The 20,871-nt window shown below is 41.1% G+C and carries 22 protein-coding genes; 10 read left to right on the top strand and 12 right to left on the bottom strand.

Features of this window, described 5'->3' with window-relative positions; translation table 11 throughout:
• Positions 1-40 precede the first annotated feature (40 nt).
• The 10 genes from rbfA to RWZ99_RS01600 all read right to left on the bottom strand — a co-directional run bounded on the left by rbfA (position 41) and on the right by RWZ99_RS01600 (position 9,816).
• Positions 41-394 (bottom strand): 30S ribosome-binding factor RbfA, encoded by a 354-nt coding sequence (gene rbfA, locus RWZ99_RS01645; protein ID WP_154864150.1) that lies wholly within the window; start codon positions 392-394, stop codon positions 41-43.
• A 93-nt stretch (positions 395-487) separates the two neighbouring features.
• Positions 488-3,319, bottom strand: a complete 2,832-nt coding sequence (gene infB / locus RWZ99_RS01640; RefSeq protein WP_314675972.1) for a translation initiation factor IF-2 — start codon at positions 3,317-3,319, stop codon at positions 488-490.
• 18 nt (positions 3,320-3,337) lie between these two features.
• Positions 3,338-3,640: a YlxQ-related RNA-binding protein gene (locus RWZ99_RS01635; RefSeq protein ID WP_002947460.1), complete on the bottom strand. Its 303-nt coding sequence runs from the start codon at positions 3,638-3,640 to the stop codon at positions 3,338-3,340.
• A complete protein-coding gene (gene rnpM, locus RWZ99_RS01630) occupies positions 3,633-3,929 on the bottom strand; it encodes an RNase P modulator RnpM (protein WP_314675968.1) in 297 nt (98 codons plus the stop codon). The genes RWZ99_RS01635 and rnpM overlap by 8 nt, the downstream gene beginning before the upstream one ends.
• A gap of 20 nt (positions 3,930-3,949) precedes the next feature.
• Positions 3,950-5,137 (bottom strand): transcription termination factor NusA, encoded by a 1,188-nt coding sequence (nusA, locus tag RWZ99_RS01625; protein ID WP_314675967.1) that lies wholly within the window; start codon positions 5,135-5,137, stop codon positions 3,950-3,952.
• Positions 5,138-5,202: 65 nt separating this feature from the next.
• The gene (gene rimP / locus RWZ99_RS01620; RefSeq protein WP_295492920.1) at positions 5,203-5,676 is read right to left on the bottom strand and encodes a ribosome maturation factor RimP; all 474 of its coding nucleotides are present in this window, start codon (positions 5,674-5,676) and stop codon (positions 5,203-5,205) included.
• A gap of 216 nt (positions 5,677-5,892) precedes the next feature.
• Positions 5,893-7,152, bottom strand: a complete 1,260-nt coding sequence (gene brpA / locus RWZ99_RS01615; protein WP_314675966.1) for a biofilm formation/cell division transcriptional regulator BrpA — start codon at positions 7,150-7,152, stop codon at positions 5,893-5,895.
• A 9-nt stretch (positions 7,153-7,161) separates the two neighbouring features.
• Positions 7,162-7,683: a GNAT family N-acetyltransferase gene (locus RWZ99_RS01610; protein WP_314675965.1), complete on the bottom strand. Its 522-nt coding sequence runs from the start codon at positions 7,681-7,683 to the stop codon at positions 7,162-7,164.
• The gene (tsaE, locus tag RWZ99_RS01605; RefSeq protein ID WP_314675963.1) at positions 7,676-8,119 is read right to left on the bottom strand and encodes a tRNA (adenosine(37)-N6)-threonylcarbamoyltransferase complex ATPase subunit type 1 TsaE; all 444 of its coding nucleotides are present in this window, start codon (positions 8,117-8,119) and stop codon (positions 7,676-7,678) included. The genes RWZ99_RS01610 and tsaE overlap by 8 nt, the downstream gene beginning before the upstream one ends.
• A gap of 275 nt (positions 8,120-8,394) precedes the next feature.
• Entirely contained in the window at positions 8,395-9,816 is a 1,422-nt protein-coding gene (locus RWZ99_RS01600; protein WP_314675962.1) for an NCS2 family permease, read from the bottom strand.
• Between the two features lie 208 nt (positions 9,817-10,024).
• On the opposite strand from RWZ99_RS01600, the gene RWZ99_RS01595 reads away from it, so the two are divergent.
• Positions 10,025-10,837, top strand: coding sequence for a Cof-type HAD-IIB family hydrolase (locus tag RWZ99_RS01595; protein ID WP_314675961.1), 813 nt, complete (start codon positions 10,025-10,027; stop codon positions 10,835-10,837).
• 44 nt (positions 10,838-10,881) lie between these two features.
• Here RWZ99_RS01595 and RWZ99_RS01590 read toward each other — a convergent pair whose 3' ends face one another.
• Complete coding sequence (locus RWZ99_RS01590; RefSeq protein ID WP_314675960.1) at positions 10,882-11,613, bottom strand: cyclase family protein; 732 nt, start codon at positions 11,611-11,613, stop codon at positions 10,882-10,884.
• Between the two features lie 378 nt (positions 11,614-11,991).
• Here RWZ99_RS01590 and RWZ99_RS01585 point away from each other — a divergent pair, with 378 nt between their 5' ends.
• From RWZ99_RS01585 to serS, 9 genes are all read left to right on the top strand, one after another.
• Positions 11,992-12,999: a PTS sugar transporter subunit IIB gene (locus RWZ99_RS01585; protein ID WP_314675958.1), complete on the top strand. Its 1,008-nt coding sequence runs from the start codon at positions 11,992-11,994 to the stop codon at positions 12,997-12,999.
• A gap of 17 nt (positions 13,000-13,016) precedes the next feature.
• A complete protein-coding gene (locus RWZ99_RS01580; RefSeq protein ID WP_314675957.1) occupies positions 13,017-13,817 on the top strand; it encodes a PTS mannose/fructose/sorbose transporter subunit IIC in 801 nt (266 codons plus the stop codon).
• 15 nt (positions 13,818-13,832) lie between these two features.
• Positions 13,833-14,747, top strand: a complete 915-nt coding sequence (locus tag RWZ99_RS01575; RefSeq protein WP_314675956.1) for a PTS system mannose/fructose/sorbose family transporter subunit IID — start codon at positions 13,833-13,835, stop codon at positions 14,745-14,747.
• Positions 14,748-14,759: 12 nt separating this feature from the next.
• A complete protein-coding gene (locus RWZ99_RS01570; RefSeq protein ID WP_314675954.1) occupies positions 14,760-15,146 on the top strand; it encodes a DUF956 family protein in 387 nt (128 codons plus the stop codon).
• Between the two features lie 264 nt (positions 15,147-15,410).
• Positions 15,411-16,403 carry a PTS sugar transporter subunit IIB gene (locus RWZ99_RS01565; protein WP_314675953.1) on the top strand — a complete coding sequence of 331 codons (993 nt, stop codon included), beginning with the start codon at positions 15,411-15,413 and terminating at the stop codon, positions 16,401-16,403.
• Between the two features lie 67 nt (positions 16,404-16,470).
• On the top strand, positions 16,471-17,286 hold the full coding sequence (locus RWZ99_RS01560; RefSeq protein WP_314675951.1) for a PTS mannose/fructose/sorbose transporter subunit IIC: 816 nt from the start codon (positions 16,471-16,473) through the stop codon (positions 17,284-17,286).
• Between the two features lie 14 nt (positions 17,287-17,300).
• On the top strand, positions 17,301-18,212 hold the full coding sequence (locus tag RWZ99_RS01555) for a PTS system mannose/fructose/sorbose family transporter subunit IID (RefSeq protein ID WP_314675950.1): 912 nt from the start codon (positions 17,301-17,303) through the stop codon (positions 18,210-18,212).
• Between the two features lie 78 nt (positions 18,213-18,290).
• Positions 18,291-18,665 (top strand): DUF956 family protein, encoded by a 375-nt coding sequence (locus RWZ99_RS01550; RefSeq protein ID WP_003092275.1) that lies wholly within the window; start codon positions 18,291-18,293, stop codon positions 18,663-18,665.
• 208 nt (positions 18,666-18,873) lie between these two features.
• Positions 18,874-20,151 carry a serine--tRNA ligase gene (gene serS / locus RWZ99_RS01545; protein ID WP_314675949.1) on the top strand — a complete coding sequence of 426 codons (1,278 nt, stop codon included), beginning with the start codon at positions 18,874-18,876 and terminating at the stop codon, positions 20,149-20,151.
• Positions 20,152-20,185: 34 nt separating this feature from the next.
• Here the strand turns inward: serS and RWZ99_RS01540 are convergent, their stop codons facing one another.
• Positions 20,186-20,815, bottom strand: coding sequence for an HI_0552 family protein (locus tag RWZ99_RS01540; protein WP_314675947.1), 630 nt, complete (start codon positions 20,813-20,815; stop codon positions 20,186-20,188).
• Between the last annotated feature and the right edge of the window lie 56 nt (positions 20,816-20,871).

The following is a 20,871-nucleotide window of genomic DNA, read 5'->3' as shown; positions in this document are numbered from 1 at the left end:
ATAACGCAAAATTCCTGCCATAACTGACAGGAATTTTTGCTTAGTCTTTACGCTCCAAATTACGAAGCATCTCATCAATTTTATTACCGTATTCGATAGACTCATCCTTGATAAAGGTCAAATCCGGAATCTTATACATAGTCAAATTTTTACCAAGTTCTCGCTTGATGGTACCAGTCGCTTTTTCAAGACCAGTTTGCGCTTTTTGGTTGTCTGACGCTAAAGTAGAGTGAATGGTATAAAAAACCTTAGCCGCCGACAAATCACCAAGCATTTGAACATCTGTGATGGTTACATCTTGAACACGTGGATCACGAACCTTCTTTTGAAGAATTTCGTTGACTTCACGTTTGATTTCCATCCCAACACGATCTACACGAAATGAATTTCCCATAGTCTTATCCTTTCTTTTTTATGATGGAACAAAAGCCAGGCCAGATGACCCAGCTTTGTCTCCTAAATAAGCTTCCTTAGAAATCTGACGTGATTAACGTTTGATTTCTTCCATGATGTAAGCTTCGATAACGTCATCAACTTTAATATCGTTATAGTTTTCAATCATCAAACCACCCTCTTGAGCGTTTCCGACTTCTTTAACGTCATCTTTATAGTGTTTCAAGCTTGCCAATTTACCATCAAAAATAACGACACCATCACGAATGACACGGGCACTTGAATCACGAGTGATTTTACCATTAGTAACCATGAATCCACCGATTGTTCCGACTTTAGAAACTTTGAAGGTTTCACGGATAACTGCTTCACCAATGATTTTTTCTTCAAATTCAGGATCAAGCATCCCTTTCATAGCATCTTCGATTTCTTCGATAACCTTATAAATGATGCTATGAAGACGAATTTCAACTTCATCAGTTTCCGCTTGTTGACGTGCCTGTGGTGTAGGACGAACGTTAAATCCGATAACAACAGCATCTGAAGCTTCGGCAAGCGTAATATCAGATTCGTTAATAGCACCTACTGCCGAGTGAACAACATTTACACGAACACCCTCAACATCAATCTTAAGAAGAGATGCTGCCAAGGCTTCAACAGAACCTTGTACGTCAGCCTTAATGATAACATTAACAGTCTTCAATTCACCAGCTTTAAGGGTATCAAAGAGGTTATCAAGACTAACACGGTGTGTTTGTTGACGTTGTTTCATAAGAGCACGTTTTGCACGCTCTTCACCAGCAGCACGAGCTGCCTTTTCATCTTCATAAACCGCAAAATGGTCACCAGCCATAGGTGCTTCATTCAAACCAGTGATTGAAACCGGTGTTGAAGGCGCAGCAGTCTTAATACGACGCCCAAGATCATTGGTCATAGCACGGACACGTCCGAAAGTATTACCAACAACGATTGGATCTTGAACATTCAAAGTACCTTGTTGTACAAGAAGGGTAGCAACCGCACCTTTGCCTTTATCCAAGCGGGCTTCGATAACAGTACCGATGGCACGAACTGTTGGATCAGCTTTAAGTTCTTCAACTTCCGCTACAAGAAGAACTGTTTCAAGCAATTCCTCAATGTTTTGACCAAATTTCGCTGAAATCTCAACGAATTCGCTATCACCACCCCATGCTGTTGAAATGACACCATGCTCAGCCAATTCACCGATAACACGTTCTGGGTTAGCACCTGGTTTATCAATCTTGTTAATAGCGACGATGATTGGAACACCAGCAGCCTTAGAGTGGTTGATGGCTTCGATAGTTTGTGGCATAACGCCATCATCCGCAGCTACAATCAAGATAGTGATATCTGTAACAGAGGCACCACGAGCACGCATAGATGTGAAGGCTGCGTGTCCAGGGGTATCAAGGAAGGTAATCTTCTTACCATCTACTTCAATTTGGTAGGCACCAATGTGCTGTGTGATACCACCTGCTTCACCTGTAGCAACACGTGAGTTACGGAGAGTATCAAGAAGGGTTGTTTTACCATGGTCAACGTGTCCCATGATAGTAACAACTGGTGCACGTTCTACCATAGCATCTTTATTGAGGTAATCTTCATCAACAAAGAAACGTTCGATATCAGCATTATCGACTTCTTCTTTCTTAGTTGCCTCAATACCATAGTCAACCATCAACAACTCAATTGTGTCTCCGTCCAGAGATTGGTTTTGAGTTGCCATAACTCCCATCATGAAGAGTTTCTTAACGATTTCAGCTGGCTCACGTTTAATACGTTTTGCGATTTCTGCAACCGTCATGCCTTCAGTGTATTCGAATTCTTTTGGTAATTCATGGAATTTACGCTCGGTTACTGGTTTTGGAGCTGAATTACCACGGTTATTTTTACCTTTTTTATTTTTGTTCTTATTCCAGTTACTATTTCGTTGATTTCTCACTTGGTTTTGATTATTCCACTTATTATTTCTAGTTTGCTTTGGTCCATCTTCATTCTCGCGACGATTATCACGTGATTTATCTGGACGTGCTTTTTTACGACGTGTATCTTGTGCTTGTGCAGTTGGAGCTGCTTGAGCGACCACTGGTGCTGATTTTGGAGCTGGCTTAGCTTCAGCAACGGCCTTTTGAACTGCTACTTCAGCTTCTTGTTTTTCTTTTCTTGCCTTTTCCTTTTCTTTTGCACGCCGTTGCTCTGCAGCTTTTTCTTCACGGAAACGTGTTTCACTTTGACGTGAATACTCTGCATTTTGCTCTGCCTTCAAGGCTGCTGCACGCGCTTTAAAGTCAATACGTGGGCCTGCCTGATTGTTTCGAGCATTATCGCTACGGTTATTTCGATTCTGATCATTACGCTGTTTGCCTTGGAAATTACGGTCGCGATTACTATTGTTATCGCGGTTCCCATTGTTACGGTTCCCTTGACCATTTCCTTTTTGATTGCGACGATCATTATTGTGACGCTTACCTTGATTGTTTCCTTGTTGATTTCGGTTACGATTACGGTTATCTCGTCCTCCACCATTTTTACGACGTTCTGCTTCTGCCTTGGCGCGTGCTTCTCGTTCTGCCTTAAAATTACGGCTTTGCGGTTTTTTCGGAGTCGCAGGGGCGACTTCAGCCTTTGATGTTTCTTTAGCAGGAGCTGATTTTGCAACAGGTACCTTATCAACCTTTGGCGCCACCTTTTCCTCTTTAGGAGTTGGTGTCGCTTTAGGTGCTGGCTTACTCTCAGCCTTAGCTGTACCCCCTTTTAAACTTGAAGTGATACGATTAGCGTCTGCTTCTTCAACTGATGAGGAGTGGCTCTTAACAGAAAGACCTAGTTCCTGAGCTTTCGCAACAACAACCTTGCTTTCTACACCAACCTCTTTTGCGATTTCATATAATCGTTTCTTTGACACGTGATGTCCTCCTATTCTTTATTCCATAAGAGTCCTCATTTTCTTTGAAAATCCAGCATCTACTACAGCAACCGTTTTTCTTGGTTTACCAATAGCCATGCTTAATTCCAGTGCGTTAAACACTGTGGAGACTTCTATATTATAGTAGTTACATTTATCAGTTGTCTTTTTAGTCACGTTACTACCAGCATCATTGGCAAGAAAAACTAGTCTCGCCTGCCCTGATTGAACTGCCTTGATGACAAGTTCTTCGCCAGAAATAAGCTTTCCAGCTCTTTGTGCTAGTCCCAACATATTTGACAATTTTTCTGTGTTATTCAAGACCTAACTCTCTTCTTTTGACCTTGTGATCCACATAAGCAATGAGTTCATCGTAAAAACTTTCAGGAACATCCATGGAAAAGCTATGATTGAAAGCTTGTTTCTTTTTAGCTTGAAGGGCTTCCTCATTATCCAATTTAATGTAGGCGCCCCGCCCATTTTTCTTTCCAGTTGGATCAATAAAAATTTCACCATCTTTAGTTTTTACAATGCGGAGCAAATCACGTTTATCGATGATTTCTCCTGAGACAACTGATTTTCGTAAAGGTATTTTTCGTGTTTTAGCCATCAAACACCTCTATTTTCTTCTTATTCTGCTTCTGGTGCTTCTTCCGTTGTTACTTCTACAGGTGTAGTTTCTGCAACGATTTCTTCGACAACTTCATCCACTTCAGCCTCAGCTTGTTCAGCTTCTAGTGCTTCATATTCAGAAGCTGACTTGATATCAATACGGTAGCCGGTCAAGTGCGCTGCCAAACGAACGTTTTGTCCACGACGACCAATTGCAAGAGACAATTTGTTATCTGGTACAACTACTGTCGCACGTTTGCTGTCATCTTCGTCGAAGAGAACATAGTCCACTTCAGCTGGTGCAATAGCATTGTAGATAAATTCAGCTGGATCTTCAACCCATTGAATAACATCAATATTTTCCTCAACAGGAACCTCAATACCTGTCTTAGCATCCAAACGTGTTGGGTGGAAACGGCTGACAACTTTCTTGATGTTGCTTCCACCACGACCAACGATAGTACCAATAGCATCAACGTTAGGATTATGGCTACGAACAGCAACCTTAGTACGATCACCTGCTTCACGAGACACGCTCATGATTTCTACAGTTCCATCAAATACTTCCGGAATTTCTTGTTCCATGATACGTTTGATGAATTCTGGGTGGCTACGGCTTACAAAGACGTTGACACCTTTAGGGTTGTTTTCAACTTTATAAACATAAACATCGATGACGTCGTGTGACTTAAAACTTTCTCCAGGAATTTGGTCTTGGCGTGACAATTGAGCTTCGAGCGTTCCAAGATTAACATAAATGAAACGTTGGTCAAAGCGTTCAACTGTTCCTTGCATGATTTCACCTTCATGTTGCTTATAATCATTATAGGTAATCTCACGCATTTGCTTACGCATTTTTTCCATAATCGTTTGTTTAGCAGATTGAGCTGCGACACGACCAAATTCGTCGACTGACTCTTCAAAGCGAATCTTGTCACCAAGCTCGTAAGCTGAGCTAATAGCAAGCGCATCTTTCAAGCTAATTTCCAAACGACTATCGAAGACTTCGTCTACAACTTCACGAACGGTAAAAACTTGAAAATCACCTGTTTTTTCATTAAATTCAACTACTGCTGATTCAGACTGACCATAACGACGCTTATAAGCTGATTTAAGTGATTCAACTACAGCATCGATGATGTCTTCCTTGTTAATGTGTTTTTCTTCTTCCAAGACACGGAAGGCTTCTAGCATTTCTTTGCTCATATTCTTTGTCGTTTTAGCCTTTAAGGGCCAAAACTGGCATCCTTTCTTTATTTACACTAAGAGTTTTAGAGTTTGACTGCCAAACGAGCTTTAGCAACTGTTTGATAGGGAATCTCAACAGTCTTATGGCGAGTCTTATCAAGATAATCAATTGTTAGAGTTTCGCCATCAAAGGCCACCAAGTCACCTTGGAATATCTTGATCTTATCAATAGCCTTATAAAGACTAACATTGATATACTGACCAACAGCATTCTTCAAAGCTTCTTTAGTCTTCAAGGGACGCTCTAACCCAGGGCTAGACACTTCCAACATGTATTGATCCGGGAAAGGGTCAGGCTGAATAGTATCCAAGAGGGGACTGATGATTTCAGTCAGGTCTGCAGTATCCTCAACGGTAATTCCACCTGGCTTATCAATCAAAACTGATAAGACATAGTCACCGCCAAGTTTTTCATACTCGATATCGACCAATTCGTATGGCTCAGGAATTGCTGGAGCTACGACAGCCGTCACGAGATCAATAATTTTTTGCGACATTATGACCTCCTTACACACACAAGAGACGAAGTTTCTACTCCGCCTCTCTTTCGTTATTTTCCTATATTATAGCATAGGTTAAAAACCATTGCAAGGAATAACCATATGACAGCAAAAAAGGCCGGGAGTCTCCCAACCTTTCTATTGTGCTGCTGGAACCGTGCTATAAGTAGTTACACCTGAACCATTATAATTGTATGTAGGAGCTGTGGTACCTTAATCCTGAACATAATTACCAGTATTATCACTGTAGTTATTGCTGTAGTTATTGCCGTAGTTATTGCCGTAGTTATTGCTGTAGTTATTGCCGTAGTTATTGCTGTAGTTATTGCTGTAGTTATTGCTGTAGTAACCCCCTCCGTTGTAAGTACTTGATCCACCACCTGTTGCCTCAGATGGTCCCACCTCATAACTTCCAGATACTTCACTCGAAGCCGCACTTCCTTTAGAGTTAACGAAATCATCTGAACCATAGCTAGAAGTTCCAGAACCATAGAGTACCAGACTGGTCTGAAGTTGAGATTCAGAAACTTCCTTCTTGCCAACTTCCTTCTTAATGCGGTTTTGCACCTTAAGGATATCCTCAGTTGAGGCCACCTGATAGCTTCCACCATTAATCATAGCATCCGAGCCAGCCAATTGGTATGACTTAATATTTTTAAGAGCATCGCTATAACCCATCAAGCTACGCAGAGTATCGCTATCACCAAGATCGATACTTGTTTGTACGTTAGAACTGACAGCAGACAAAATTTTCTTATAAGAACCTATCGAATCCATCTTCAAGAGCTTAGCCACAATCTTTTGAATAACCTCACGTTGACGTTTTTGACGACCGTAGTCACCATCGGGATCATCATAACGCATACGTGAATACACTAAGGCCTGTTCTCCATTGATCTTATGGGTTCCAGGCTCTACTTTCGCCTGAAATTCTGGTTCGTTTTCTGCAATCGAAATTGGGAAATCAAAATGATTCGTTACCTCGATACCACCTACGGCATCCACCAAATCAATCATACCCTGCATATTAATCAGTGCATAGTAGTCAATATCAATATCTAAAACCTTTTGAATGGTTGAAATAGCTAAGTCAGCCCCACCCTCGGCATAGGCTGAGTTTAGTTTTGCTTCACCCGATCCCTCAATATCTGTCAAAAGGTCACGTTCCAAACTGGTCATGGTAGTTCTCTTAGTCTTAGGGTTTACCGTTACCAAAATCATGGTATCAGAATTTCCTTCCCAGGTTTCCTTACGTTCTTCGGATCCTGTATCCACACCCATCAAAAGAATAGTTATAGGCTTTGTCTGTTGAATGGCCTTACTATTCCCTGACGTTGCCTTTGAAGCTTTAAAGGTTTTTGACAATTCGCCTGTGGCATAATTGTAAGTTGTCGTTAGGTAAATACCAGCAGCTACTACTGTCGTGGCAAAAATCGCCAACAACATCAATAAAATTTTTCGTCCAAGTTTCATGTTTTTTTCCTAATCTATGAGTTTAGCCATCAGGTAAACATCTAGAAATTCTCCATTTTTAGTTCTAGCACCACGTTTCTTAGTGCCTTCAATATCAAATCCAAATTTTTGATAGAGATGTACTGCCCGTTCATTGCGTGCTTGAACAGTCAACTCTAAGCGACGGATAGCTGGTGTGTTGTCTGCCCAGTCAAGCATTGTTTCCATAAGAAACTGACCAATACCATTACCCCAATAGGGTTTGGCAACCGCAATAAAAACATCACCGATATGACTGGTCTTCGTGTCTTGATCAGAAGTAACATTACAAACACCAATGACCTCCTGATCCAATTTTGCGACTAAACAAATCTCATTCGGGACACCCTGACGGCTATCAATATAGGAGGCTAACTGTTCGGCATTGAGTACAGAGCTCCTAGCATCCTGAGCCAAAAAATCTGACTCTAGAGCTACCGTCTCTAGTAATTGTGCTAAGGATACGCAATCCTCTCTCTGGGCTTCCTCAATGACTAATTCGTACTCAGCCACTTGCTATCTCCTCCTGGATTTCTTTACTTCTAGGACCAAAAGATTCCAGAAGCAGTTGACGACCATCACCATGATGAGTTATCGAAATTAAGAGATAGTCTCCCAGGAGACTTTCATCTAAGAGTTCTCCCCACTCGATAATCGTCACACCGTCACCGTATAGAAAATCATCTAAGTCAATAGAATCTGGATCATCACCAATACGATAAACATCTAAATGATATAGCGGCAAACGCCCCTCATATTCTCTAACAATAGTATAGGTCGGGCTCTTGATCATCTGAGAAACATTCAAACCTTTAGCAATTCCCTTAGTTAAAGTAGTTTTGCCAGCCCCCAGATCACCTGAGAGAACAATTATATCTCCAGAATTGAGCAATCGACCTAGCTTTTGGCCTATGCTAATCAATTCCTCTTCATTTTGACTGTAAATCATATTTTCATTATATCAAAAAATAAAAATCTGGACTATAATCCACTGTAAAAATACATCAAAAGCTTATAAATATTGAGATAGCAAGACCGATTTAGTTATAACATACCTCTTAATCTAACACTTACTTACATTATATTAAACTTTTATAAGGTTAATATGTCCATTAAAACCCCAATCTTAACTTAAAGCAGTCGTAAAAGTAAACATCGAATCATCATACGAAAAAAAGGACTAAAAAAGCCTGACAATATGACAGACTTTTTTGCTTATAAATATTAGAGCACAGCCATGCTAATGAAATTAAGGATAAACAAGATATCCAAAATCCACATAACAAGGTGAACTTCTTTTGCTTGACCTTTGACAATTTTCACCAAAGTATAAGTAAGGAAGCCAGCTGCGATACCATAGGTAATGCTATATGAGAACCCCATAAAAATAGAAGTGAAGAAGGCAGGAATTGCTTCAGACAAGTCTTCCCAATCCACACTCTTAAGGTTAGAGAGCATCATAATACCTACAATGATAAGAATAGGTGCAGTTGCTGCACTAGGAACAATTGACACAAGTGGGCTAAAGAAACTTGAAATCGCAAAGAGTACTGCAACCACAAGAGCTGTCAAACCAGTACGTCCACCAGCACCAATACCTGCTGCAGATTCAACGTAAGTTGTAACGTTTGAAGTCCCAGCAATGGCACCAATACTTGTACCAACGAGGTCAGAGTAAAGGCCGCGGTCAAGAGCTTTAGATTCATTGTTATCACCTGTTGAAGCGATGATACCAACCTTCTCACCAGTACCAATCAAAGTACCAATAGTATCAAAGATATCAGTCAATGAGAAGGCAAGAATAGCCATAAAGACACCTGGCAAACGTGACACATCTGAGAAGAGAGAACCCAAACCTTTAGAACCCAGCGCTACACCAAAGACTTGCCCTAAATCCTTAATAGAAGCAGTCAAACTAGCAGCATGCCAGTCAATACTACCAAGGTCAACTACACCAGCAAAAATTGCGATAACAGTTGTTACAATAATTGAAAGGAGGACACCTCCTCGAATTCCCTTAACAATAAAGAAAATCGCAACTGCAAGACCTATCAAACCAACAATAACAGTTGGATTATTGAAAGCTACCAAGCCAGGTGTAGCAGCTGATGAAGCTGTAATTGAAGCTTGAGCCATGTCAGCTCCCTTTCCGCTTACAGTATAAGTACCTGGATCAATTGCAAATTTCAAGAAACCTGCATTTTTAATACCTACATAGGCAAGGAAAATACCAATACCTGCTGAAATAGCAGACTTAAGTACTGTCGGAATAGACTCAATAATCATCTTACGTACTTTAGTAACTGTGATAATCAATGAAATAACACCACACAAAAAGACCATTGCTAAGGCTTCTTGCCAGGTGTATCCCAAAGAAAAGACCACTGTGTAGGTGAAGAAGGCATTGAGTCCCATACCAGGCGCTTGAGCATAAGGTAGGTTAGCATAAAAAGCCATCATCAATGTCCCTGCAACTGCTCCAATGATGGTAGCCAAGAACACACCTTGAGCAGGCATACCAGTCTGGGCTAACATAGATGGGTTGACAAAGAGGATATAAGACATGGCAAAGAAGGTTGTCAAACCTGCTGTAACCTCTGTACGAACATCAGTACCATGCTCTTTTAATTTGAAAAACTTTTCCATGAAAGTTTATACTCCTTAATAAAAAATATTGTCAAAATCCGAATGATGTCGGAACATTCTCACATAGAATGCAACGTTACTATTCTACATGAAATCATTTGATGGTGCAAGGTTTATTTTCTGAGAATTTCACCAGTAAAAACCGAACATTCCAGCATGTCCCTACGTCAAACCCCAACAAAGAACTGATTTTTGTTATAATAGAAACATGACAAAAAAATTGATTGCACTAGATCTCGATGGAACGCTTTTGCGACCAGATGGAACTATTTCAGAATTTACAAAAACAACTATTAAAGATGTACAAAACAAAGGACATCAAGTCGTTATCGCTACCGGTCGTCCTTACCGTATGGCTATTGACCATTACAAAACATTAGGCTTAGAGACACCGCTCATTACCTTTAATGGCTCCTTGACCAATCTCCCAGACCGAGAATGGGCTTACGAGCACTCAGTCAAATTGGACAAAAAATACCTAGTTAACCTCTTACAACGACATGATGAGTTAGAGATGGATTTTCTTGCTAGTGAATACCGTAAGCATTTTTATATCACTATGAATCACCCAGAGCGTATTCAACCACAACTCTTTGGGGTTGATAAAATCATTGAGGCTATGCGTTTAGAGCCAGCTAAAATCACACGCAATCCTAACGCTCTTCTTATGCAGACTCGTCACGAGGACAAGTACCAACTAGCCAGCGATATCAAGAAAGATTTCAAAGAAGAAATTGAGGTTGATTCTTGGGGGGGACCACTTAATATCTTGGAGTTTTCACCTAAAGGTATTAACAAGGCCTACGCCCTAAACTACCTACTCAAAGCCATGCGAAAATCTCCAGATGATTTGATTGCTTTTGGTGACGAACACAACGACACAGAGATGTTGGAGCTTGCCAAGACTGGTTATGCCATGAAAAATGCCAGCTCTGTCCTTCTCCCCCACGCTAACGAACAAATTGAGTGGACTAATGAGGAAGACGGCGTTGCTCGCAAACTTCAGGAACTACTTTTATAAACAGAAAAAGACACCGAAGAATTTCTAGGTGTCTTTTCTTCTGATTAAGGTAAAATAGCCACTGCACGCACTGGGGAACCTGTCGCCTTGTCCCAATGAGGAAAGGCAATTGAAATCAAAGCACCAACGGCTGGAACTTGATCTAATTGATTCAAGACTTCTACCTGATAAATGTTTTGTTCCAAGAGGTAATATTCGTTAACCAAGCCATGTTCTGCTGCCGGAATACCAGCATCTGTATCAAAAGTCTCATGACCGACAGCCTTAACATGGCGTTCATGAATCAAGAATTCTAGAGCTTCACGGCTCCAACCAGGACTTTGCTGAACCCCATTCTCATCAAGGTTACGCATGGCATCTTGATCTGGCCAACGTTTTGACCAATCACTACGGAAAGCAACAAAGGCACCCTCTACAATTTGTCCGTGTTCAGTTTCAAAGTCCAAAATGTCTTGTTTGCTCAAGATAAAGTTTGGATTGGCAGTCACTTCTTTGGACTTGTCGATGACATAGAGTGGTAAGAGGAGATCTTTGAGGGCAATCTCATCTAGCCAGCGACCACCTTCGACAAAGTGAATCGGTGCATCAATATGAGTTCCATATTGACCAACTACTGTAAATTTTTGAACATGAAAGCCATCTTTCAGTGTGAAAAGATCTTCTTGTTGTAAGGCAGGGAGGGCTGGAAAGTGTGGACTTTCTGCATTTATCTTATGGGTCAAGTCCACCCATTTTTTTGCTTGCAATTGATTATAAATACTTAGTAAATCTGACATAAAGAGGTCCTCTTTTCTTATAGGTTTAACATTAAATCGTTAATTGGAGTTATTTTAGCAGTAATAGCCATTTGATACAAGCATTTATCAATAATTCTCTTAATCCTATTTCCTCTATTTATATATAGTTTAAAACTATATCTAACACTTATTGTCTGAAAAAAGAGTATATTTGCAATAATTTGATGTTTTTTTCAATCATATGACACTTTTGTTACGAAAATCGTTGACAATTTTATGATAACGTTTTATAATTAGAGTGTTCTAATTTTCGAAGGTTTAAAAAAATATTGTTGTCATTTTCATGTCATGAATGATAATACCAATAATCATTTTTCTATTCCTAAGAAGCAATATATAAAAGGAGGAAGAACACTAATGGGTATCGGTATTATTATTGCTAGCCATGGTAAATTCGCTGAAGGTATTCACCAGTCAGGTTCTATGATTTTTGGTGAACAAGAGAAGGTTCAAGTGGTTACTTTCATGCCAAATGAAGGTCCTGACGACTTGTACGCTCACTTCAAAGATGCCATTGCTCAATTTGACGCTGACGACGAAATTCTAGTCCTTGCAGACCTTTGGTCAGGGTCACCATTTAACCAAGCAAGCCGAATCAAGGAAGAAAATCCTGATCGCAAGATAGTTATCGTGACAGGACTCAACTTGCCAATGCTTATCCAAGCATATACGGAACGTATGGTAGCTCCTGACGCGGGGGTTGAAGAGGTTGTCGCTAACATTTATAAGGAAACCAAAGAAGGTGTTAAGGTCCTTCCAGAAGGTCTTATTCCTGCAGAAGACACTAAACCAGCCGACGCTAAGCCTTCTATTCCTAAAGGAACTATTCCTGAAGGAACAGTTCTTGGTGATGGAAAAATCAAATACGTTTTGGCTCGTGTTGATACACGTCTCCTCCACGGTCAGGTTGCGACTGGTTGGACTCACTCAACTCACCCAGACCGTATCATCGTTGTTTCAGACACTGTTTGTCATGATAAACTTCGTACAAACATGATTAAACAAGCCGCTCCATCTGGTGTTCAAGTTCACGTTATCCCAATTAAAAACATGGTTAAAGCAAACAATGACCCACGTTTTGGAGATACACGTGCTATGCTTCTCTTTGAATCTGTTGAAGATGCTCTTGCTGCTGTTAAAGCAGGTGTTGATGTTAAAGAAATCAACCTTGGTTCTTCAGCTTATAAAGAAGGAAAAGTCAACGTTACTAAGGCTCTTTCATTTGACCAAACAGATGTGGATGCTATCAAAGAGTTGCAATCATTGGGTGTCAAATTTGACGTTCGTGGAGTGCCAAGTGATAGTCCAGCAAACGTTGATGCCTTGATTAAGTCAGCTGAAACTAAATTAGCAGAGAAGAAATAATTTTGGAGGATGCATAAATGAGTTTAGTACAAATTATTTTAGTCGTAATTGTTGCTTTCATTATCGGTTGTAGCTCAGTTAACGACCAAATCGAAACATACCAGCCAGTTGTGGCTTGTTCCCTAATCGGTCTTGTTACTGGCCACCTCGAACTCGGTGTTATGTTGGGTGGTAGCTTACAGTTGATCACCATGGGATGGGCTAACGTTGGTGCTGCCATGGCACCAGATGCTTCGCTTGCCGCTGTAGCATCTGCCATCATCCTTATCTTGGGTGGACAAGGTGAAAAAGGAATTGGTACTGCCATCGGTCTTGCCGTCCCATTGGCTGTTGCCGGTCTCGCCTTGACAATGTTTGTCCGTACAGCAACTGTCTTCATCGCTCATGCTATGGATAGTCGTGCAGAAGCTGCTGATATCGCTGGTATTGAAAGATGGCACTTTATCGGTATGGCCCTTCAAGGTCTCCGTGTTGCTATCCCTGCCCTCCTCTTGCTCTTGATTCCATCTGAAGTAGTTCGTGCTGGTCTAGAAAGGATGCCTGAATGGTTGACTGCTGGTATGACAATCGGAGGTGGTATGGTTGTTGCCGTTGGTTATGCCATGGTTATCAACATGATGTCTAGCCGTGAAGTTTGGCCATTCTTCTTCCTTGGTTTTGCTTTGGCTGCCCTCAAAGAGTTGACCTTGATTAGCTTGGGTATCATCGGGCTCTGTCTTGCCGTTATGTACCTTGCGCTTGAAGCTAGTGGTTCAATGGGTTCTTCAAACGACGGAGGATCAGGTGATCCCCTCGGTGAAATTCTGGAAGACTTTTAATTAGGAGGAAAGAAAATGGCTGATACAAAAATTAAATTAACAAAAGCAGATCGTTTCAAAGCTTTCTTGCGCTCATACTTTCTTTTGGCTTCATTCAACTATGAACGTATGCAAAATGGTGGTGTAGCTTATACCCTTATTCCTGCAATCAAAAAACTTTACCAAACTAAAGAAGACCGTATAGCCGCTCTCAAACGTCACTTGGAATTCTTCAATACACAACCATTCATGGCTAACCCAATCTTTGGTGTTACACTTGCCTTAGAAGAAGAACGTGCCAACGGAGCAGATATCGATGATGCTGCTATCTCTGGGGTTAAGGTTGGTATGATGGGACCTCTTGCAGGTGCTGGTGATCCTCTCTTCTGGTTTACCCTTCGTCCAATCTTCCTTTCATTAGGAGCAAGTTTGGCTGTTTCAGGTAACGTCATGGGACCAATCGTCTTCTTTGTTTTCTGGAACATCATGGTAGCTGCCGTTAAATGGTATACTCAAGAATTCGGTTATCGTGCTGGTACTGCGATTACAGATGACTTGTCAGGTAACCTCCTTCAACAAGTAACTCGTGGAGCTTCAATGATGGGGATGTTCGTCATCGGTTCTCTTATCCAACGTTGGGTAAGCATCACCTTTACACCAGTTGTTTCTACTGTTAAACAACAAGAAGGTGCTTATATCGATTGGGACAAACTTCCAAAAGGTATTGCAGGTATCAAAGAAGCCTTTCTAGAACAAGCTGCCGGTAAATCACTCGAAGCTAACAAGGTAACAACCTTGCAAGATAACTTGGACCAATTGATTCCTGGTCTTGCTGCCCTTGGTTTGACCTTCCTCTGTATGCACCTTCTTAAGAGAAAAGTTTCTCCAATCGTTATCATCTTAGGTATCTTTGTCCTAGCTATTGTACTCCACGTTATTGGTCTACTCTAATCGGAGCAACATATGGTTAAATCGCTCAATACGGAAATGGCTCACACAACTAAGGGAACTTGGTTTCGTGAAGGGCCTATTTACGGAAATATCATGGTTGGAAATAAGGCTTTCGAGTTTTACAATGACACAAAACTACAAGACTATGTTCAGATTCCTTGGGATGAAATCACTTATGTGATTGCTGATGTTTACTTTGGTGGTAAATTCATCCCACGCTTTGAAATCCGTACCAAGCAAAATGGACGTTTCCGTTTTGCCAGTCGAAAAAGCCGAATAACTTTGAAAGAGATTCAAAAAAGAATCCCTCGAGAAAGCTTGAGAAAAGCTCCTAGTTTTCTCTTTGTCCTCAAACAAGGCTTTAAGAATCTTTTCCGACTCATTGTTAAGAAGAAATAGTCTTTAAATATTATAAAAAGATTGCTCTGTTTAATTATAGAGTAATCTTTTTATAATATTTTGCTCATTTTTGACAGAAAATGACTTGTTTTGATTTTTTATTTCACTAGCTATTGACATTTTCGTGAAAGCGTTTTACAATATAATTGTTCTTGATTTCTTATGTTTAAAAAGATTGAGAGACGCTTTTTTAGCGTCTTGAAAAAAATCGGAGATAGTCTTTTTAAGCTTAGGAAAAAATATTTTATAAGGAGGAGAACACGAATGGGTATCGGTATTATTATTGCCAGCCATGGTAAGTTCGCTGAAGGGATCCACCAATCAGGCTCTATGATTTTTGGAGACCAAGAGAAAGTTCAAGTTGTGACTTTCATGCCAAGTGAAGGTCCTGATGATTTGTACGCTCACTTCAACAACGCCATTGCACAATTCGATGCTGATGATGAAATTCTTGTTTTGGCTGACCTTTGGAGTGGTTCCCCATTTAACCAAGCTAGTCGAATCGCTGGGGAAAATCCAGATCGCAAGATTGCCATCATCACCGGACTTAACTTGCCAATGCTAATCCAGGCATACACAGAACGTATGATGGATGCTAACGCTACTGCAGAGCAAGTTGCTGCTAATATCATCAAGGAGGCTAAGGATGGTATCAAAGCACTTCCAGAGGAGCTTAATCCAGCTGAGGAAACTGCAGCTGCACCTGTAGAAGCTGCTGCACCTCAAGGAGCTATCCCAGAAGGAACAGTCATCGGAGATGGTAAGCTCAAGATTAACTTGGCACGTTTGGATACACGTCTTTTGCATGGTCAGGTTGCAACTAACTGGACACCTGCATCTAAAGCAGACCGTATCATTGTAGCATCAGACGATGTTGCTAAAGACGAATTGCGTAAGGAATTGATCAAACAGGCTGCACCAAACGGTGTTAAAGCAAACGTTGTTCCAATTCAAAAATTGATTGATGCTTCTAAAGACCCACGTTTTGGTAACACACATGCGCTTATCTTGTTCGAAACTGTTCAAGACGCACTTCGTGCTATCGAAGGTGGCGTGCCAATCAAAGAACTTAACGTTGGTTCTATGGCTCACTCAACTGGTAAAACAATGGTTAACAACGTTTTGTCTATGGATAAAGATGATGTTGCTTGTTTTGAAAAATTACGTGATCTTGGCGTTGAATTTGACGTCCGTAAGGTTCCAAACGATTCTAAGAAAGACTTGTTTGACCTTATCAAGAAAGCTAACGTTCAATAATCTTCATTCGGATAAATTAGTCGATAAACTCAACTAATCACAACTCAATAGAAAAGGAATTATTACCATGTCAGATATGTCAATTATTTCTGCAATTTTGGTCGTAGTTGTTGCCTTCCTTGCTGGTCTTGAAGGTATCCTTGACCAATTCCAATTCCACCAACCACTTGTTGCATGTACCCTCATCGGTGCTGCTACAGGTAACCTCAGTGCAGGTATCATGCTTGGTGGTTCTCTTCAAATGATTGCCCTTGCTTGGGCAAACATCGGTGCTGCTGTCGCTCCTGACGCCGCCCTAGCATCTGTTGCCGCTGCCATCATTTTGGTTAAAGGTGGTAATTTCACAACTGAAGGTATCGGTGTTGCAACTGCAACAGCTATCCCACTTGCTGTTGCCGGTCTCTTCCTAACTATGCTTGTTCGTACAGCCTCTGTTGCCCTTGTTCACGCGGCTGATAAAGCTGCAGAAAACGGAAACATCGCTGGTGTTGAACGTGCACACTACCTCGCCCTCCTTCTCCAAGGTTTGCGTATTGCTGTACCAGCAGCCCTTCTTCTTGCCATCCCAGCCCAATCTGTTCAAGATACACTTGCCTTGATGCCTGACTGGCTCAACCATGGTATGGTTGTCGGTGGTGGTATGGTTGTAGCCGTTGGTTACGCCATGGTTATCAACATGATGGCTACTCGTGAAGTTTGGCCATTCTTCGCCATTGGTTTTGCACTTGCAGCTATTAGTGAATTAACACTTATCGCTCTTGGTGCTATCGGTGTCGCTATTGCCTTCATCTACCTCAACCTTTCTAAACAAGGTGGCGGAAATGGTGGCGGAACTTCATCTGGTTCAGGCGACCCAATCGGCGATATCTTGGAAGACTACTAGGAAGGGGTGCTCTCATGGCTGAAAAAATTCAATTATCTCAAGCAGATCGTAAAAAGGTTTGGTGGCGCTCACAATTCTTGCAAGGTTCATGGAACTATGAACGTATGCAAAACTTGGGTTGGGCTTACTCACTCATTCCTGCTATCAAAAAGCTTTATACTAACAAAGAAGACCAAGCCGCAGCTCTAAAACGTCACTTGGAATTCTTCAACACTCACCCTTACGTAGCCGCTCCTATCATGGGGGTTACCTTGGCTCTTGAAGAAGAAAAAGCTAATGGTACTGAAATCGAAGATGCAGCTATCCAAGGGGTTAAAATCGGTATGATGGGGCCTCTTGCCGGTATCGGTGACCCTGTCTTCTGGTTCACAGTTCGTCCAATCCTTGGTGCCCTTGGTGCATCATTGGCGCAAGCTGGTAACATTGCTGGTCCACTTATCTTCTTCATTGGTTGGAACCTTATCCGTATGGCCTTCTTGTGGTACACTCAAGAACTAGGTTACAAAGCAGGTTCAGAAATTACCAAAGACATGTCTGGCGGTATCTTGAAAGATATTACTAAAGGGGCATCAATCCTTGGTATGTTCATCTTGGCCGTCCTCGTTGAACGTTGGGTATCTATCGTCTTCACTGTAAATCTTCCAGGTAAAGTTTTGTCTGAGGGTGCCTATATCGAGTGGCCTAAAGGTAATGTCAACGGAGAAACTTTGAAAGAAATTCTCGGACAAGTCCAACAAGGACTTAGCTTTGACCGAATCAAAGTTGATACTCTCCAAGGACAACTTGATTCATTGATTCCAGGTTTGATGGGACTTCTCCTTACTTTTGCATGTATGTGGTTGCTTAAGAAGAAAGTTTCACCAATCACAATCATCATCGGACTCTTTGTAGTTGGTATCATTGCAAGCTTCTTCGGAATCATGTAAAAAGAGTAAGAGTTTAGCAAAGCTGAACTCTTTTCTTATGCTATAATAAAAGTACTACAATCGAAAAGCGAGATAGATATGGCACAATCATTAAACAAAACAGTTGAATTACATACAACAGGTGTTTCCTACATGGCTATCGGAGGAAAGGTCGGTAAATTTCTAATTGGAGATGTGGCTCTTGAATTCTACCCTGATGTCAATGTCGAGCAATACATTCAAATTCCATGGACTAGCATTACACAAATCGGTGCAAATGTATCAGGAAAGAGGATTAGTCGTCACTTTGAGATTCTAACAGACAAGAGCAAATTCCTCTTTGCCTCTAAAGATTCTGGGAAGATTCTAAAGATTGCTAGGGAACATCTTGGCAATGAAAAAGTTGTTAAATTACCTACTCTCATCCAAACCATTGGTGCTCGTATCAAAGGTTTATTTGCCAAAAAATCATAATTTTTGTATAATGTAAGGGACGGATAAGTAATAGCTAGACCTTTTCAGAAAGCCTGCGGTTGCTGTGAGCAGGTAGGGTTGATCTACGAAATTCTACCGTTTCTAATAATTAAAGACATAAACAAGTGCACTCCTGTGAAGTTGGATGGAACCGTGGCTCATGTCACTCCAACACTTTCACGGGGTGTTTTATTTTTTGGAGGAACTTATGTTAGATGTAAAACGTATTCGTAACGACTTCGATGCCCTTGCCGAAAAATTGGCTACACGTGGTGTCGCTGCTGAAACTTTAAATGAACTTAAAGAGCTTGATGTTAAACGTCGTGAGCTTCTTATCAAATCTGAAGAGCTCAAAGCTCAACGTAATATCGCTTCAGATGGTATCGCTCAAGCTAAACGTAACAAAGAAGATGCTTCAGAACAAATTGCAGCCATGCAAAAAGTTTCTGCAGAGATTAAAGAAATTGATGCTGAACTTGCTGCTATCGATGAAAAGCTTAACACTATCATTGTGACACTTCCAAACACACCAAATGATTCTGTTCCAGTAGGTGCTGACGAAGAGGAAAATGTAGAAGTTCGCCGTTGGGGAACACCTCGTGACTTTGATTTTGAAGTTAAAGCTCACTGGGACCTAGGGGAAGACCTTGGTATTCTTGACTGGGAACGTGGTGCAAAAGTTACAGGTTCACGTTTCCTTTTCTACAAAGGTCTCGGAGCAAGATTGGAACGTGCAATCTACAACTTCATGTTGGATGAGCACGCTAAAGAAGGTTACACTGAAATGATCACCCCTTACATGGTTAACCACGACTCTATGTTTGGTACTGGTCAATATCCAAAATTCAAAGAAGATACTTTCGAGCTTGATGGCACTGACTACGTCCTTATCCCAACAGCTGAAGTTCCTTTGACCAACTACTACCGTGGTGAAATTCTTGACGGAAAAGAATTACCAATCTACTTCACAGCCATGAGCCCTTCATTCCGTTCAGAAGCTGGTTCAGCTGGTCGTGATACACGTGGATTAATTCGTCTTCACCAATTCCACAAGGTTGAAATGGTTAAATTCTCAAAACCTGAAGACTCTTATGATGAATTGGAAAAAATGGTAGTTAACGCTGAAAACATCCTTCAAAAACTTAACTTGCCATACCGTGTCATCACTTTGTGTACTGGCGATATGGGATTCTCAGCTGCGAAAACTTACGATTTGGAAGTTTGGATTCCAGCACAAAACACTTACCGTGAAATTTCTTCATGTTCAAACACAGAAGATTTCCAAGCCCGTCGTGCGCAAATCCGTTACCGTGACGAAGCCGATGGGAAAGTAAAACTTCTTCACACTCTCAACGGTTCAGGACTTGCTGTTGGACGTACAGTAGCCGCTATCCTTGAAAACTACCAAAACGAAGATGGTTCAGTAACTATCCCTGAAGTTCTTCGTCCTTACATGGGTGGTGCTGAAGTGATTGCACCGAAATAAGAGGAAAAATCTCCAGAAAATAACTGGAGATTTTTTAGTTTTGATTAGCTTTCTCATAATAGGGTTTTAATTCTTCAAATCCACCAGCAATCTCATCAACTAGTTCTTCCACTGTTCCACTAGCAGTCACAGGGACATCATACTTAACCAAAACCTTACGAACACGGCCATCTCTAACAGCTTCTTTAAGCATTTGACGGTTCGCTTCAGTTCCTTCCACACGATGGCTGACACCATCTTCCTGGGCAAAATAGTAAAGTGGATAAGTAATAGGTAAGTCTAGGACTTTATGTTGCTTGGCTAGAGTGGTATCTGATTTTTTTCGTTCAACAAAGCTCACTTCAACTGATATTCCCCAATCTTCAGGTTGCCCGTAGAGTCGAATCGCCATAGCAACATCATCTAAACTGTCCTCAGGAGCTCTGTAATAGCACCAAAAGTGTGGGCGACATATTTGTGCCTGATTGGCCCAATTGCTGACACGGTCCATCTTAAAGGGTACTAGACGCTCCTCTATAAGTCTTGACAAAGTCTGCATTTCCTTACGAGCTGCTTGACCAAGTGCTTTGAGCACTTCCATCTCTTCCTGATGCGGACCCGCCTTTTCAGGTTTGATATACTTAACCCCTTGTTTGGATAAATAAGCTTTAACATTTTCTAACATCGGTTTCTCCTTGCAATGATAAAAGACCAACCCATAAAGATTCTATATTGGTTGGT

This window comes from uncultured Streptococcus sp., from assembly GCF_963545685.1.
Classification (GTDB): domain Bacteria; phylum Bacillota; class Bacilli; order Lactobacillales; family Streptococcaceae; genus Streptococcus.
This window is presented reverse-complemented; position numbering and strand designations above follow the sequence as displayed.